13 protein-coding genes and 1 tRNA gene are annotated in these 15,332 nt (G+C 42.2%); all 14 read right to left on the minus strand.

Going from position 1 to position 15,332, the window contains the following annotated elements:
• Positions 1–334: 334 nt before the first annotated feature.
• The 14 genes from WBM49_RS01510 to WBM49_RS01575 all read right to left on the minus strand — a co-directional run bounded on the left by WBM49_RS01510 (position 335) and on the right by WBM49_RS01575 (position 15,319).
• A tRNA-Arg gene (locus WBM49_RS01510) sits at positions 335–408 on the minus strand.
• 93 nt (positions 409–501) lie between these two features.
• Positions 502–750 carry a hypothetical protein gene (locus tag WBM49_RS01515; protein ID WP_424370295.1) on the minus strand — a complete coding sequence of 83 codons (249 nt, stop codon included), beginning with the start codon at positions 748–750 and terminating at the stop codon, positions 502–504.
• A gap of 10 nt (positions 751–760) precedes the next feature.
• Positions 761–1,210, minus strand: coding sequence for a GatB/YqeY domain-containing protein (locus tag WBM49_RS01520; protein WP_424370296.1), 450 nt, complete (start codon positions 1,208–1,210; stop codon positions 761–763).
• 99 nt (positions 1,211–1,309) lie between these two features.
• Positions 1,310–3,247: a cell division protein FtsZ gene (ftsZ, locus tag WBM49_RS01525; protein ID WP_424370297.1), complete on the minus strand. Its 1,938-nt coding sequence runs from the start codon at positions 3,245–3,247 to the stop codon at positions 1,310–1,312.
• A 38-nt stretch (positions 3,248–3,285) separates the two neighbouring features.
• Positions 3,286–4,608 (minus strand): cell division protein FtsA, encoded by a 1,323-nt coding sequence (ftsA, locus tag WBM49_RS01530; protein WP_424370298.1) that lies wholly within the window; start codon positions 4,606–4,608, stop codon positions 3,286–3,288.
• Between the two features lie 6 nt (positions 4,609–4,614).
• Entirely contained in the window at positions 4,615–5,229 is a 615-nt protein-coding gene (locus WBM49_RS01535; RefSeq protein WP_424370299.1) for a cell division protein FtsQ/DivIB, read from the minus strand.
• A 94-nt stretch (positions 5,230–5,323) separates the two neighbouring features.
• Positions 5,324–6,676 (minus strand): UDP-N-acetylmuramate--L-alanine ligase, encoded by a 1,353-nt coding sequence (gene murC / locus WBM49_RS01540; protein WP_424370300.1) that lies wholly within the window; start codon positions 6,674–6,676, stop codon positions 5,324–5,326.
• Positions 6,669–7,769 carry an undecaprenyldiphospho-muramoylpentapeptide beta-N-acetylglucosaminyltransferase gene (gene murG / locus WBM49_RS01545; protein ID WP_424370301.1) on the minus strand — a complete coding sequence of 367 codons (1,101 nt, stop codon included), beginning with the start codon at positions 7,767–7,769 and terminating at the stop codon, positions 6,669–6,671. Before murG ends, murC begins: the two co-directional genes overlap by 8 nt.
• Positions 7,756–8,955: an FtsW/RodA/SpoVE family cell cycle protein gene (locus tag WBM49_RS01550; protein WP_424370338.1), complete on the minus strand. Its 1,200-nt coding sequence runs from the start codon at positions 8,953–8,955 to the stop codon at positions 7,756–7,758. The genes murG and WBM49_RS01550 overlap by 14 nt, the downstream gene beginning before the upstream one ends.
• A 1-nt stretch (position 8,956) precedes the next feature.
• Complete coding sequence (gene murD, locus WBM49_RS01555) at positions 8,957–10,291, minus strand: UDP-N-acetylmuramoyl-L-alanine--D-glutamate ligase (RefSeq protein WP_424370302.1); 1,335 nt, start codon at positions 10,289–10,291, stop codon at positions 8,957–8,959.
• On the minus strand, positions 10,292–11,512 hold the full coding sequence (gene mraY, locus WBM49_RS01560; protein ID WP_424370303.1) for a phospho-N-acetylmuramoyl-pentapeptide-transferase: 1,221 nt from the start codon (positions 11,510–11,512) through the stop codon (positions 10,292–10,294). It abuts the gene before it with no gap.
• A 19-nt stretch (positions 11,513–11,531) separates the two neighbouring features.
• Positions 11,532–12,995 carry a UDP-N-acetylmuramoyl-L-alanyl-D-glutamate--2,6-diaminopimelate ligase gene (locus tag WBM49_RS01565; RefSeq protein ID WP_424370304.1) on the minus strand — a complete coding sequence of 488 codons (1,464 nt, stop codon included), beginning with the start codon at positions 12,993–12,995 and terminating at the stop codon, positions 11,532–11,534.
• Positions 12,992–14,998 (minus strand): penicillin-binding protein, encoded by a 2,007-nt coding sequence (locus tag WBM49_RS01570; RefSeq protein WP_424370305.1) that lies wholly within the window; start codon positions 14,996–14,998, stop codon positions 12,992–12,994. The genes WBM49_RS01565 and WBM49_RS01570 overlap by 4 nt, the downstream gene beginning before the upstream one ends.
• Positions 14,999–15,319, minus strand: a complete 321-nt coding sequence (locus WBM49_RS01575) for an FtsL-like putative cell division protein (RefSeq protein WP_424370306.1) — start codon at positions 15,317–15,319, stop codon at positions 14,999–15,001.
• Positions 15,320–15,332: the final 13 nt, after the last annotated feature.

Here is a 15,332-nt window from a genome sequence, read left to right on the forward strand (position 1 = left end):
CTCCCTCAACGCTCCGCAATAGGATTACCTCACCTCGTTCGGTGTCCCCTCAACGCTCCGCAAAGGATTACCTCACGTCCTTCGGTGTTCCCTCAACGCTCCACTAGGATTACCTCACTACTCTCGGTGCTCCCTCAACGCTCCGCAATAGGATTACCTCACCTCCGTTCGGTGTTCCCTCAACGCTCCGCTAGGATTACCTCACCTCCGTTCGGTGTTCCCTCAACGCTCCGCGTTGAAAACCAAAAAAAGGAAGACTTCGCTTTATTTCAAAAAAGAAGCGAGCTTCATTTTTGAAACTCGCTTTTCTTCTACTCTTTTTTTGGTTTATGAGTGACCGCGGAGGGATTCGAACCCCCAACCCTCAGAGCCGAAATCTGATATTCTATCCAGTTGAACTACGCAGCCATTTGTTATTCCTTTTCTTAGCGAGCGCAATTTACGCAAAAAGAACTTTCTGGTGCCAATAAAATACTCGCAACGGATATCTTTTGCCCGCATTTAATACTCTTTCCAAAGTCGTCTGTCCCCTAATCTTGCTAAATTGAGGCGTAAGCCTTTCCACTGCTCTTCCGATTTACGTAAAGCGGCCTCCATGACCCCTTTATTATTGATGGCATCCATCCGGGAAACCCGCCCAATGGCATTATCCGGAGCTACAGGTTCGGAGAGACTCCGGTACTGAGTAATCCGTTTTTCGGTTCTTCCAATAGCAGTCTCAACCAATTTCCTGAGTTCAGGAGTATCCACTAACCAGGTATTAGTTTAGGTTCTTTCGTACGATATTCGATATGGTCTTCCCATCTGCCTGGCCTGCCAGCTCTTTGGAAACTAGGCCCATTACCTTGCCCATATCCTTCATCCCACTTGCCCCAACTTTGTTTATAGTTGCCATTACAACCTTTTCAACTGCCTCTTCACTGAGTTGTTCCGGTAAGAATTTTTCAATGACGGCGATCTGTGATAGTTCTGTTGCTGCAAGATCTTCCCTGCCCTGTTCTATAAAAATGGCCGCGCTGTCTTTCCGTTGCTTTACCAATCGCTGTACCATTTTTACCTCGTCTTCTTCAGACAAAGTAATGGCACCACCTTTTTCTGTTTGTGCCATTAACAATGCCGATTTAATGGCCCGTAGCGATTCTAACGCCACTGTATCCTTGGCCTTCATGGCAGACTTCATTTCGTGCATTACCTTATCTTGTAAGCTCATAGCTTCTAATTTTAACCTCACGAAGATAAAAAAATAAACCCGAAACGATGAGGATCGACTCGGGTTTTGGCTAGGTTAAAAACCGTACAAAAAAACTAACTAATCTACATTATCATGCAAAAAAGAATTGTTAGAACGCAATTGTATCTCATCATTGCTATCCTCCCCTAATGTTGTTCTGGATACCTTTCCTTCCCTGGGATTTTCGTTTAAATTGATCCCCTGACGCTTATATGCTGGCTCCTTCTCTATCTCTTCGATATGGCTAAGGCTATTCTGAAACTTATAGTTGAAGTCTTTTAATTTTCTCCTTCTTTCATCAGCTCTTGCCTTCAGCAATTCTTCGATTGGTGAACTCATTGGATCTATTTCTCCTTGTCCATTCCCCTCACTAGCCTTTTCAAAGGCACTCACTGTTTTCTGCTCAAAGATCAGTTCCTCTTCTACAATCTTCGGATCATAGTCTTCTGCCTTAGAACGGGCACCTGTCAATTGGGATTCCAGATCCATATAATCGTCCAAACTATAGCGTGTTTCACCCTCCTTATTGTATTCCAGCACCGGGATAACTTCTATATGTTCAGTGACATCCATGTCATTGATCTCCTCATCCAGAGAAAAAGTGATTACATGTTCTTTCTCGTCTTCTACCTCATCTTCTATCACATCATTCTGCGTAATAGGCATATCGAATCTAAAAGCGATCTGTTCTTTTTTGTCGTCTTTGTTCGATAGGGTCACCGGATCTACAACTTCAATATCGAAAAGAGCATTTTTGGAATCAAGGATCACAAAATCGTTCTCATTGATATCAGTGGCCACCACTTCATCGTAGAAAACATTGAAATTTCGGATAAAATTGGTGGTAGGGATCAGATCCATTTCATCTTCAATCTCCAGGGTGTGTTTCACAATGGGCTCAAAGTCTTCCTCTTCTTCCTCCAACTCATATACCACAGCAGGAGTCTCAGTTAGGTTGTGAACTGCTTTTTGCTCATCCTCCAGGGTATGGATAATCTTCTTTGATTCCGTGTTGACGATCTCATCTTGTTGATCCACATTAAAACCCGTAGCTATCACAGTAACCGCAATGGCTTCCCCCAGTGCCTCATCTTCCCCAACACCCATAATGATGTTAGCACCATGACCCGCTTCTATCTGAATATGATCATTGATCTCCCCTATCTCATCGATAGTGATCTCCTTAGTACCAGAAACAATCAGCAGAAGTACATTCTTAGCTCCTGTTATCTTGTTGTCATTCAATAAGGGTGAATCTAGTGCCGTCATAATAGCTTCTGTGGCTCTTGAAGAACCCGATGCCATGGAAGATCCCATGATGGCCGTTCCACTATTGGAAAGCACCGTCTTGGCATCTCGTAAATCTATATTTTGTGTGTAGTGATGCGTAATAACCTCTGCAATACCCCTGGCTGCTGTGGCAAGTACTTCATCTGCTTTAGAGAATCCCGCTTTAAACCCAAGGTTTCCATACACCTCGCGTAGTTTGTTATTGTTGATAATGATAAGGGAATCTACATGATCTCTAAGGCGTTCTATCCCTTTTTGAGCTTGTTGACAGCGCATTTTCCCTTCAAACTGAAAAGGCATGGTTACAATTCCAACGGTTAGAATATCCATTTCCTTAGCCAGTTTTGCAATAACAGGAGCCGCACCAGTACCTGTGCCCCCGCCCATTCCGGCTGTGATAAAGATCATTTTTGTAGTAGTATCGAGCATGGTTTTAATTTCTTCCATACTTTCTACGGCAGCCTGTTCTCCCACATCGGGATTTGCCCCGGCCCCTAATCCTTCTGTAAGGGAAACGCCTAATTGAATTTTATTAGGTACCGCACTATTTTGAAGTGCCTGAGAATCGGTATTGCAGATTACAAAATCTACCCCGTTGATTCCCGCCTGGAACATATAATTAATGGCATTGCTACCACCGCCTCCAACGCCGATCACTTTTATTACATTACTTTGATTCTTGGGGAGGTCAAAGGAAATACTTTCAAATTCGGTGTTCTTGCTCATGTTGTTCTTGTTACTGGTTAATGTGCTATGCTTATTATTTATTCTGCGTTATCTAAGAAATCCTTTAGCTTCTCCGACCATCGGTCGAAAACGGATTTTCTTTCTCTTTTCATTGCCTTGGCAGTATGCCCTTCTTCATGACCTTCCAGAACCATTTCACGCTCTTGTTCATCTTCGAGCGTTTTCAATCTGCGTTTGTCCTTGTTCTCAACAGCATTCATTAAAAGTCCTACGGCGGTGGCATATAACGGACTGGCTATTTCCGCATCCGAATCACCTGCCAGATGTTCGTTGGGATATCCTATTCTGGTATCCATTCCGGTAATGTATTCTACTAGCTGTTTAAGGTGCTTAAGTTGGCTACCCCCACCCGTTAATACTATTCCGGCAATAAGCTTTTTCTTCTGTTCTTCATGCCCGTAATTCTTGATCTCCACATAGACTTGCTCTACGATCTCTACCACTCGGGCATGAATGATCTTGGATAAATTTTTAAGCGTAATCTCTTTAGGTTCCCGCCCTCTTAAGCCTGGGATGGATACGATCTCATTGTCTTTATTCTCCCCTGGCCAGGCCGAACCAAATTTCATCTTTAGTAATTCTGCCTGCTTTTCTATGATGGAACATCCTTCCTTGATATCCTCGGTAATCACATTTCCACCAAAAGGGATAACGGCTGTGTGTCTGATGATCCCATCTTTAAAAATCGCAAGATCTGTGGTACCCCCGCCAATATCGATCAGGGCCACGCCCGCTTCTTTTTCTTCCTGACTTAATACCGCTTCAGAGGATGCCAGGGGTTCCAGGGTAATATTATACAGATCAAGGCCGGCACTTTTTATACAACGCCCTATATTTTTAATTGAGGAAACCTGCCCCACTACTACGTGAAAATTAGCTTCCAGTCTCCCACCGTACATCCCTATAGGTTGTTTTATTTCGGCCTGCCCGTCTACCTTGTATTCCTGGGGTAACACATGAATGATCTCCTCTCCGGGTAGCATCACCAACTTGTACACCTGATTACATAGTTTTTCAAGATCGTCTTCGTTGATTACCTCTTCTGAATTGGCCCTTGTGATATAATCGCTATGTTGTAAACTGCGGATATGCTGGCCAGCAATACCTACCACGACGGAACCTATTTTTAAACCAGAGTTAGCCTCTGCCTGTTCCACGGCTTGCTGAATAGATTTGATGGTTTGGGTAATATTGTTAACCACCCCACGATGTACACCCAAACTTTTTGAACGACCTATTCCAAGTACTTCAATCTTGCCATATTCGTTTTCCTTCCCAATGATGGCTACAATTTTGGTGGTTCCAATATCTAGGCCAACTGAATAATTACCTTGTTCCATAGTTCTTTATATTTTGGTGCACACTACCTGATTATCAAATTCTAAACTGACTACGGCGTACTCCCGTAATGATTTGTCTTTCATTGCTTTTGCATAAAATGCCTTGAAGTTTTTAAACTTACTCTCCAGGTCTTCCACATTGCCCAGGTCAACGATAAAATCTTCGACTCTAAATTTCAATTGGTAGCGCTCTTCCGCTTTGATATGTATCCCAATAACATTCTTTCTCAAAAAGTCGTCCTGATTTATAAACTTCAATATTTCAAACACATCATCAAGGCTTTTACCTGTGATCTCACCCGTAATAATAGGCACTCTGGCAGAATGCATCTTGGATAAAGGCATAGATTTTCCATCCTCGTCCAGGTAAAATTTTGTACTTCCCTCTACACGTCCTATGGGCTGCCTTTGGAAAATTTTAGATGTAAGTTTACCATTGATAGTAAGATATACTTGGGCGCTTTTTACCATATCATTGGCCTCAATGACCTCTTCTATAGTATTCAAAACTAATTTTTCTTTGCCCACATTAAGGACACTTCCATAATTTTGTATTAACAATTTATTAACCATGTCCTGAGATAGGTATAAATTGTTGTCTCCTTCAAATATTATCTCCATTTCCTGTACGGGTTTTTGGAGGCTTCTTTTATTTGAAAATGCATATAATGCTGTTATACAACATATTAGTGCAATTAACTTAAGATAATTCCAATTAATTTTCATATTCCAGTGCTTTTTTAAGTTTGTTAACTTCCAGGCCAATGTCTCCCGCACCCAGCGTTACCAGTACCTGTGGTTTTTGTGCCTTGATCTCTGCCACCAAATCCGATTTAGCGACTAATTTTTTATGCGGATTTGTGATCATATCCAACAACCACTGCGAGTTTACCCCCGGTATGGGCTCTTCTCGAGCAGGGTATATTTCTAATAAAATGATACTGTCGAATCTTGACAGGCTACGGGCAAATTCTTCTATGAAATCCCGGGTTCTTGAATACAAATGAGGCTGAAAGACGGTAAGCACTGTTCTATTAGGGTGCATCTCCTGTATTGCTTCAAAAATGGCATCTATTTCTGCAGGATGATGTGCGTAGTCATCTATAAAGATCAGATGCTCCTCTTTTATCTTATAGGAAAATCTACGCTGAACCCCTTTAAAAGTTTCCAGGGCCTCCGCAAGGCGATCCAGCGGGGGACCGGCTTGGATCGCCATCGCAAAAGCTACCAGCCCATTGAGCAGGTTATGCCTGCCAGGCTTGTTGAATTTCACTCCCTTCAGGGTAGTGTCGGGAGTTCCCAAATCGAATATGTAGGTGCCATGTTCAATTCTTATATTTCGTATGCAAAAATCTGAATCGTCCTCAATCCCGTAGGTAATTCCTTGTAAAGGCAATCCATTTCGTACAAACAATTTTCCATCAGGCTTTAGTTTGGCAGCAAATGCCCTAAAGGATTCCTGCAGCTTCTCATTGTCTCCATAAATATCCAAATGATCGGCATCCATAGAGGTAATGCAAGCTACATTGGGTGTAAGCTGAAGAAAGGATCTGTCGAACTCATCGGCTTCAACCACCGAGAACTCATTTCCTTCCCATAGGAAGTTGCTGTTAAAATCCTCGGATATTCCGCCTAAAAATGCGGTTACCGAGGTTCCCGTTTCTTTTAATAAATGTGCCAGAATACTAGAGGTAGTTGTTTTACCATGAGTACCGGCAATCGCAAAACAGAAGGTATTGTTAGTGATCATTCCCAATACTTCAGATCTTTTTTTGACCGTAAAGCCGTGGCTCGTAAAATAGTTATACTCTGTATGGTTCTTTGGCACGGCCGGAGTATAGACCACAAGGGTCTCTTCCGGAATACGAAATTGAGATAGAATTTGGGACACATCATCCTGGTAATGGATCATCATACCCAATGCTTCCAATTCAATGGTCAAAGGTGTTTGGGTTTTATCATAGCCCCCTACATCCATACCAAGGAAGGAATAATATCTGGCCAAAGCAGACATTCCGATACCGCCGATACCAATAAAATACACCTTATGGAACCATTCCTTAGTCATCTTTCCCCTCTATTATTTGTACGATCTCATCTACTATATGTTCTGTAGCCTTTGGCAGGGCTAATTCCTTTATATTCTTGCCTAGTTGTTCCTTTATTTCTTTGGAATGAAAGAGTTCTTCAAATTGTTTTTTGAATTCTGATGCAAGATCCCTTTCCTGTATCATTAAGGCAGCTCCTCTTTCTACCAACGCTTGTGCATTCTTTGTTTGATGATCTTCTGCTACATTGGGCGATGGGATAAAAATAACCGGTTTGCCTACCAGGCAAAGTTCGGAGACCGAACCAGCTCCTGATCTTGAAATGATGATGTCTGCAACCCTGTAGGCATGCTCCATTTGGTTCAGGTATCCTGTTACAAATACCCTTTCGGAACCAAATTGCCTGTATTTTTCATAGTATAAAGAACCACACTGCCATATGAGTTGAAGTCCTAGTTTTGAGAAAGCTGTTAATTGATCTTCAATAAGCTCATTGATCCTTCTCGCTCCTAAACTTCCTCCAAGGACCAATACTGTATTCTTGTCTGGCCTAAGATCAAAATAAGCATAGGAAGATGTTCCTGTTTCTGGCAATCTAATTAAAGAGGCTCTTACCGGATTTCCTGTTTTTACAATCTTTTCTTTTGGAAAGAACTTGTCCATTCCATCGTAAGCAACACAAATTCTGCTCACCCTGGAGGCTAATATTTTATTGGTGATCCCGGCATAGGAATTTTGTTCCTGCAACACACAAGGAATACCTTTCCCAGAAGCTATGCGAAGAACCGGCCCACTGGCATAGCCCCCTGTACCAATTGCCACATGCGGTTTAAAAGTGTTTACAATGTTTCTCGCCTTAATCAAACTACTTATCACTTTTATGGGAAACATCAGATTCTTCCAACTTAGTCTCCTTTGTAATCCACTGATCCATAATCCTTTGATCTCGTACCCTGCTTGAGGCACTTTTTCCATTTCCATCCGGTCTGATGCTCCTACAAACAATATTTCTGCCTTCGGGAACCTGCGTTTTAATTCATTCGCTATGGCGATCGCCGGGTAAATATGACCGCCTGTTCCTCCTCCCGAGAGTATAAACCTATAATTGTCCACTTAAGACTTCTAAAGGGTTATTTTCATCTATTTCCTGCCCATCAATTCCTGCTTTTGATCTCTTGATACTTGCACTCAACACAATGCCTATCGCCAGGCAGGTCATCCAGATAGAGGTGCCCCCACTGCTGATAAGAGGAAGTGTCTGACCTGTAACGGGGAATAGTTCTACTGCCACCGCCATATTAATCAGCGCCTGAAATACAATTGGCAAACCAACCCCAACTATCAGTAATTTTCCAAAGACCGAATCATTGGCATTTGCTACCACGATAATTCGAAATAGTAACAAGAGGTAAAAAAACATCAGCACAAAACCGCCTATTAATCCATATTCCTCTACGATAATTGCATAAATAAAATCTGAGGAACTCTGGGGTAAAAAGTTCTTCATAACACTTTTCCCTGCCCCGTTACCTATCAGTCCTCCGCTGGCAATTGCTATTTTCGCTTTTTCTATTTGATAATCAGCTTCCGTATCAGCCGGATCCCAGAAACTTTCAATTCTGCTCATCCACGTATCCACTCTATTGGGAAAAAGATCTGGTGCTGCTTTTGCGATAAGCACAAAAAAGACAAGACCCACTAGGCCTGATCCTACCATGGCAGATAAATATTTTAAGGGATATCCGCCCAAAAAACACAATAACAAGACCATAAAAAAGAGGATGGCGGCTGTCGAAAAATTTGCTGGTAAAATAAGAAGTACAATCAGAAATACCGGTGCCCATAAGGGCAGAATGCTTTCCTTAAAGGTGATCGTCTTGTCCTTGATCTTTGAGAGATAACGAGCAATGTAGATCATTAGAACCACAGATGCCAGGGTGGAGGTTTGAAAAGTGAACCCTACCAATGGCAAGCGGATCCACCTACTGGCATTGGCCCCTTCAATGGTAGTTCCCTGAGCCAGGGTATAGACCAGGAGAGCAATCACCACGGGCATAGCTATGATAGCCAACCCCTTAAAATAGTGTGCAGGGATCTTATGGATACCGTATATAATGCCAAAACCCAGGAAAAGTAATAAGCCATGTTTTACCAAATAGCCTATGGGAGTGCCATTGCCAACCACATACACCAAATTACTACTGGCACTATAGACCGGTAAAAATGAGAATAAGGCCAACAGTGCTACTACTGCCCAAATAACCTTATCTCCTTGTATGTGTTGTAAGAACCTCAAAATATTATAAGTTTTTTATTGCTTCTTTAAATTGATTTCCCCTGTCCTCATAGTTTTTAAAAAGGTCGAAACTCGCACAGGCAGGAGAAAGCAAGACGGTATCTCCGCGTTCGGCTATTTTGTATGCCACTTTCACCGCCTCACTCATAGCATAGGTCTCAACGAATATATCTACCACACTACCAAAGACATGCTTGAGTTCGGTATTGTCCATTCCCAGACAAATGATGGCTTTTACTTTCTCGCGCACCAAGGGCATAAGCACCTTGTAATCATTCCCTTTATCCACTCCACCAACGATCCAGACTGTAGGGGTAGACATGCTGTCTAGTGCATAATAGGTTGCATTTACATTGGTTGCTTTAGAATCATTGATATACTGAACATGGTGTATCTTCAACACCTTTTCCAGTCTATGGGCAGCACCCTGGAAATTTTGAATACTCTCACGGATCACTTCCTTGCGAATCCCCACCAGTTTAGCTGCCGTAATGGCTGCCATAGTGTTCTTCAGGTTGTGATTTCCCTCTAATGCTAATGAATCTGATCTCATTTCCATAATTCCTTGGTCTGTCTTAATTATAAATTGTTTGTCTCTTATAAATGTTCCTTGTTTCCCATCATTTTCTAACGAAAATGGCAGCTTTCTGGCTTTAATTGGGTGCGTCTCCAAATGGCGTGCAATTACTTCATCGTCTTCATCGTAAATGAAATAGTCTTCCGCCGTCTGGTTCATGGTTATCCTGAATTTGGAAGCTATATACTTCTCAAAATCATACTCATACCTGTCCAGATGATCTGGTGTGATATTGGTTAGTATCCCAATATGCGGTTTGAATTTGTTAATCCCGTCTAGTTGGAAACTGCTGATCTCCAATACATAATACTCGAACGAGGATTCGGCCACCATTTTTGCAAAACTGTCTCCAATATTTCCGGCCATGCCCACGGAATATCCCGCTTCTTTCATTATATGGTGCACTAACATAGTGGTGGTGGTTTTTCCATTGCTTCCTGTAATTCCGATGATAGTAGCCTTGGTATATCTGGCAGCAAATTCTATCTCCGATAACACGGGGACATTCATGGCTAATAGTTTTTGTACCAGCGGCACCTTATCAGGGATTCCCGGACTTTTCATGACCAAGTTGGCATTCAGGATCTTCTCCTCAGAATGGCCACCTTCTTCCCAATCAATTCCAAAATGTGTAAGAACGTCTTTATAGGTTTCTTTTATTTTTCCGTTGTCCGAGACAAAAACCTCATATCCTTTTTGTTTCCCCAGGATGGCCGTACCTGCGCCACTTTCTCCTCCTCCCAGAATCACCAACCGCTCCATTTACCTCACTTTTAAGGTTACTATGGTGACAATTGCCAAAAGGATCCCAATGATCCAAAATCTGGTGACTATCTTGCTTTCGTGATATCCTTTCTTTTGGTAATGGTGGTGAAGGGGCGACATCAAAAATATTCGTCTACCTTCTCCGTATTTTTGTTTCGTGAATTTGAAATAACTTACCTGGATCATTACGGATAATGACTCTGCAAAAAAGATCCCACATAATAAGGGGATGAGTAATTCCTTGCGGACTATGATAGCGATCACTGCTATGACACCACCTATGGTTAAACTCCCGGTATCTCCCATGAATACTTGAGCCGGATAAGCATTATACCACAAGAAGCCCACGAGAGACCCCACAAAAGCAGAAATAAAGACCACCAATTCCCCTGCTCTGGGGATATAGAAAATATCGAGGTAATTGGAAAATATGATGTTCCCGGACACCCAGGCAAAAATGCCCAGGGTTAGAACAATTATAGCCGAAGTACCCGCCGCCAGCCCGTCAATACCATCTGTAAGATTAGCTCCATTAGAAACTGCGGTTACAATGAAAATCACAATAGGAATAAAGATCAACCAGGCATACGATTGCGCCCCTTCTCCCATCCAACCAATCAGATCTCCATAGTCAAATTCGTTGTTCTTAAAAAACGGAATGTTGGTTTTGGTTGATTTGTGCTCTTTTCCTTCCACATCTCTCACCTCAAATTTCTCTGTGATGGTAGATTTATTTTTTTCTTTCATGGTCACCTCCGGATGAAAAAAGAGCGTGGCACCTACCACAAGGCCAAGCACTACCTGCCCCAGGATCTTAAACCTCCCTTTCAGGCCTTTTTTATTTTTTTTAAAGATCTTGATGTAGTCATCTATAAAACCGATAATGCCCATCCATATAGTGGTTATGATCAGCAGGATGATATAAATGTTGTCGATACGTGCAAATAGCAGCACAGGCACCAGAGTAGACATTATAATAATAAGTCCTCCCATGGTTGGGGTACCTTGCTTTTGTTTTTGCCCTTCCAATCCAAGGTCGCGCACGGTCTCCCCAATCTGTTTGTGACGAAGAAAAAGTATGATCCGTTTCCCAAGAGTTGTTGCAAGAATCAAGGAAAGCAATACTGCCATTGCTGCCCGGAACGTAAGGAACTGGAACAGGGTAGCGCCGGGGAACTGGTATTGCTTCTCTAAGTACTCAAATAAGTAGTACAACATATGGTGTCTCTTAGTGCTCTTATTTATTTAAATCTTCAAGGACCTTTCTGACGATCTTAAAATCATCAAATTCTATCCTTGTACCATTGGTTTCCTGATAGGTTTCATGGCCTTTTCCGGCCAACAAGATTATATCCTGTGCATCTGCCAGCTGGCAAGCGGTTTTAATAGCTTGTTCCCTGTTCTCTATGGCCAATACCTTCTTAGCATGTTGTGGCTCTACCCCTGCTTCCATTTCCGATATAATAGTATCAGGAGATTCGGTCCTTGGATTGTCGGAAGTAAAAATGACCTTGTTGCTCATGGACGTAGCGATATGCCCCATTACCGGACGCTTAGACTTGTCACGATCACCACCACACCCCACTACGGTGATGACGTTTTCATTTCCAGTCCTCAATGCGCTGATTGTATCCAGCACATTTTTTAAGGCGTCCGGCGTATGGGCATAATCAACAATAGCCGTTATGCGTTGTTTTGATATAAAATATTGGAACCTGCCATCCACATTTTCCAATTCACTTAATAATTTTAAAATTTCAAATTTTTCAAGACCCAACAGATCTGCGGTGGCGTATATGGCCAAAATATTATACGCATTGAAGTGACCTATCAATTTGGTCCAGAGTTCGTTGTTTTCAATTTTTAGTAATTGACCACTAAACTGATTCTCAAGGATCTGAGCTCTGTAGTCTGCATATGATTTTAGGGCATAGGTATATTTTTTTGCCCTGGTATTCTGCAGCATTACCAGGCCATTCTTATCATCTATATTTGAAATGGCAAAAGCAGTTTTTGGCAAGTCGTCAAACAATTTCTTTTTAGCATCCCTGTATTCTGCAAATGAATTGTGATAGTCTAAATGATCGTGGGTGAGGTTGGTAAAAATGGCACCCGCAAAAAGAAGGCCACTGGTCCTTTTCTGATCAATACCATGGGAACTGGCCTCCATAAAGCAAAACTCTACCCCTTCCTCATTCATCATGGCGAGGTATTTGTTAATGGTCAGTGCATCCGGGGTTGTATGGAGGGTAGGATATTCCTTCTCATCTACCATGATCCTGATCGTTGAAAGCAAGCCTACCTTATACCCTGCTTTTTTAAACAATTGATACAAAAGACTGCTAACTGTTGTTTTACCATTGGTCCCTGTAACTCCCACCAATTGCAAGTTCCTAGACGGATTTCCATAAAAATTAGACGCCATAATGGCCAGGGCCTTTTTAGAATCTTCTACTTCTATGTAAGTGATCTCATTGATAAGTTCTTCCGGCATTTTTTCACAAACAATAGCATTTGCACCAAGTTCAATAGCCTTTTTTATGTAAACATGACCATCTGACTGTGTTCCTTTTATGGCAACAAACACGTCATCTAGAGCTACCGCGCGCGAATCAAAGCAGATGTTGTTTACCAACTTCGCCGTGGTACCACTAACCGCTGTTAATCCTACTCCATATAATATGTCCTTGAGGGATGTCATGATAGATCCAATACAATTTTAGATACCTGGCTCAATGCCGTACCCTGGGTGATAGATTGTTTTTTAACCTTGCCGTTTCCTTTTATTTCCACCTGTAAGCCAAGATTTTCAAGGATAGAAATAGCGTCCATTCCGCTCATACCTTCCAAATTGGGCATGGTAGTGATCGTTTTACTAGCTTCCTCAAAATAGTCTTCATACGCCTCCTCCAAAACCAGATTAAAGGGCTCTAAAGAGGCCACCTCATCTATCAGAGGATTGTTAGAATAGATCTTATGCGCAATGGATTTAAATACCGGACCTGACACATCAGCACCGTAATAGCCAACGCTTTTATCGGGTTCATGAATCACCACAATGCAAGAATATTTAGGGTCGTCTGCAGGGAAATAGCCTGCGAAGGTTGAGATATATCTAAGTTTGTCCGGATCCTTCCCTACGTAGTTCTTTTGGGCTGTACCTGTTTTACCGGCCATAGAAAAGTTGGCAGCGTAAAGCCGATGTCCGGTTCCGTGTTCTTTCTCTACAACATTCTTTAATAGTTGCTGTACTTGAAGAGCCGTTTCTTTGGAACAAATTGCAGGATTGATGACTTCTTTCTTAAACTTACGGATGGAAGTGTTCCATTCTTTTACTTCTTTGATCAATCTGGGTCTGAGCAATTCCCCATCATTTGCAATGGCATTGTAAAAAGCCAGGGTTTGCAAGGGAGTTAACGAAACTTCATATCCGTGAGACATCCATGCCAGAGAGATCCCAGACCAGCCTTTGTCTCCTGGATTGCGTATCACCGGCTTCCCTTCACCTTTAATTGGCAGAACTAATTCCTTATGAAGATCCATCTGCATTAATCTGTTCACAAACATTTGAGGATTCTCCTTGTAATTATTGTGAATCATTTTGGCAAAGGCCGTATTTGAGGAAACTTCAAAAGCAGTGGCTACCGAGATCTTGCCATAACCCCCATGTTTAGAATCGCGCACTGTCCTGTCGTACAATCGCCATTTTCCTTTTTCGGTATCAATAACCGTACTGGTATCAACCACTTTATCTTCCAGAGCAGCTACAAGCGACATTAGTTTAAAGGTTGAACCAGGCTCATGCGATTCTCCGATGGCGTAATTTAATCGCTCATAATATTTGTTGTCTTCTGTCCTACCTAAATTTGAGATAGCCTTTATTTCACCCGTTTTGGTTTCCATTACAATGACACATCCGTGATCTGCCTTGTACTTTTCCAGCTGACCCAACAGGGCATGGTGTGCGATATCCTGAATATTAATGTCTATAGTAGAAATGACATCATAGCCATCCTGGGGCTCAATGATATTATCCAGGCCAATGGGTTTCCATTGCCCTTTGGCGATCTTTTGTTTTAGTCGCTTTCCTTCCTTCCCTCTCAAATACTGCCCAAAAGCGCCTTCGAGTCCCACCCGGGTGGCATAGCCATTTTCATCAAAGCGCTCATAGCCCACACTGCGTTCTGCGATCTTGCCCAAAGGATGTTCACGGACCGTTTTCTGATCTACGATTAATCCGCCGCGATAAGGACCCATATTAAAAAGCGGGAAACCCTTGATGCTCATATACTGGGAATAGTCAAGATTTCTGGCAATTAAAGCATATCTGTTCTTATTGGCTTTTGCCTTTCGAAGCAGTTTTTCAAAATGAGAGGAGGGCTTGTGAAGCAATCCTGACAGTTTATCGGCAAGTGGATTCACAAACTTTTTAAAGTCTTCGTCTTTGACCGTTACAGCATCAAAGCGAATGGTATATTTTGAAACGGAAGTGGCTAACAAACTGCCATCATCAGAATACAGATTACCTCTATTAGGAGGAATGGTAAACATCTTCTCGGTGCGCTGAAGGGCCAAAGCCTTATACTTATCTCCATGGACCATTTGAATTGAGACAAGTTTAAACAGAACGAGGCCTGCAAAAAGAAATAAGCCTCCCGCAACGAGATATAACCTGGTTAAGATATGTTTGCTTTCAAAGGCCATTTACGGATTCTCAGATTTTACTTTGATTTTTTGAGGCGGGGTTTCGGAAGGAAGCAATCCTTCTTCTGCCACCGTAAGACGTATAGTAGATTCTAGTTTTAATCTCTGCACATCAGATCGCATATCTACAAATTCACTTCGCAATTCCTTTACCTCCTCATTTAAGGCGGCCAGGCGGTGCACTTTTCGGTCTGCACTATGCGAACTGGCAATCATAACGGTTGCCAAAAACGAGGCGAAGATCAAAAAGAGCCAATTTTTTGGGGCATCACCACTAACAAGGAACTTTCCTTTTAAGATGGCTACAAATCCGTTTTTCATATTGCTGCTATAC

It is taken from the genome of Muriicola sp. (assembly GCF_049669965.1).
GTDB lineage: Bacteria > Bacteroidota > Bacteroidia > Flavobacteriales > Flavobacteriaceae > Muriicola.

Bases quoted from the DNA above. Each gene is read 5' to 3' on its own strand.
- WBM49_RS01565 (WP_424370304.1), bottom strand. From the start codon at position 12,995: ATGACATCCCTCAAGGACATATTATATGGAGTAGGATTAACAGCGGTT.
- ftsA (WP_424370298.1), bottom strand. From the start codon at position 4,608: ATGGAACAAGGTAATTATTCAGTTGGCCTAGATATTGGAACCACCAAA.
- WBM49_RS01570 (WP_424370305.1), bottom strand. From the start codon at position 14,998: ATGGCCTTTGAAAGCAAACATATCTTAACCAGGTTATATCTCGTTGCG.
- ftsZ (WP_424370297.1), bottom strand. From the start codon at position 3,247: ATGAGCAAGAACACCGAATTTGAAAGTATTTCCTTTGACCTCCCCAAG.
- murD (WP_424370302.1), bottom strand. From the start codon at position 10,291: ATGGAGCGGTTGGTGATTCTGGGAGGAGGAGAAAGTGGCGCAGGTACG.
- WBM49_RS01535 (WP_424370299.1), bottom strand. From the start codon at position 5,229: ATGGAGATAATATTTGAAGGAGACAACAATTTATACCTATCTCAGGAC.
- mraY (WP_424370303.1), bottom strand. From the start codon at position 11,512: ATGTTGTACTACTTATTTGAGTACTTAGAGAAGCAATACCAGTTCCCC.
- murC (WP_424370300.1), bottom strand. From the start codon at position 6,676: ATGACTAAGGAATGGTTCCATAAGGTGTATTTTATTGGTATCGGCGGT.
- WBM49_RS01520 (WP_424370296.1), bottom strand. From the start codon at position 1,210: ATGAGCTTACAAGATAAGGTAATGCACGAAATGAAGTCTGCCATGAAG.
- WBM49_RS01575 (WP_424370306.1), bottom strand. From the start codon at position 15,319: ATGAAAAACGGATTTGTAGCCATCTTAAAAGGAAAGTTCCTTGTTAGT.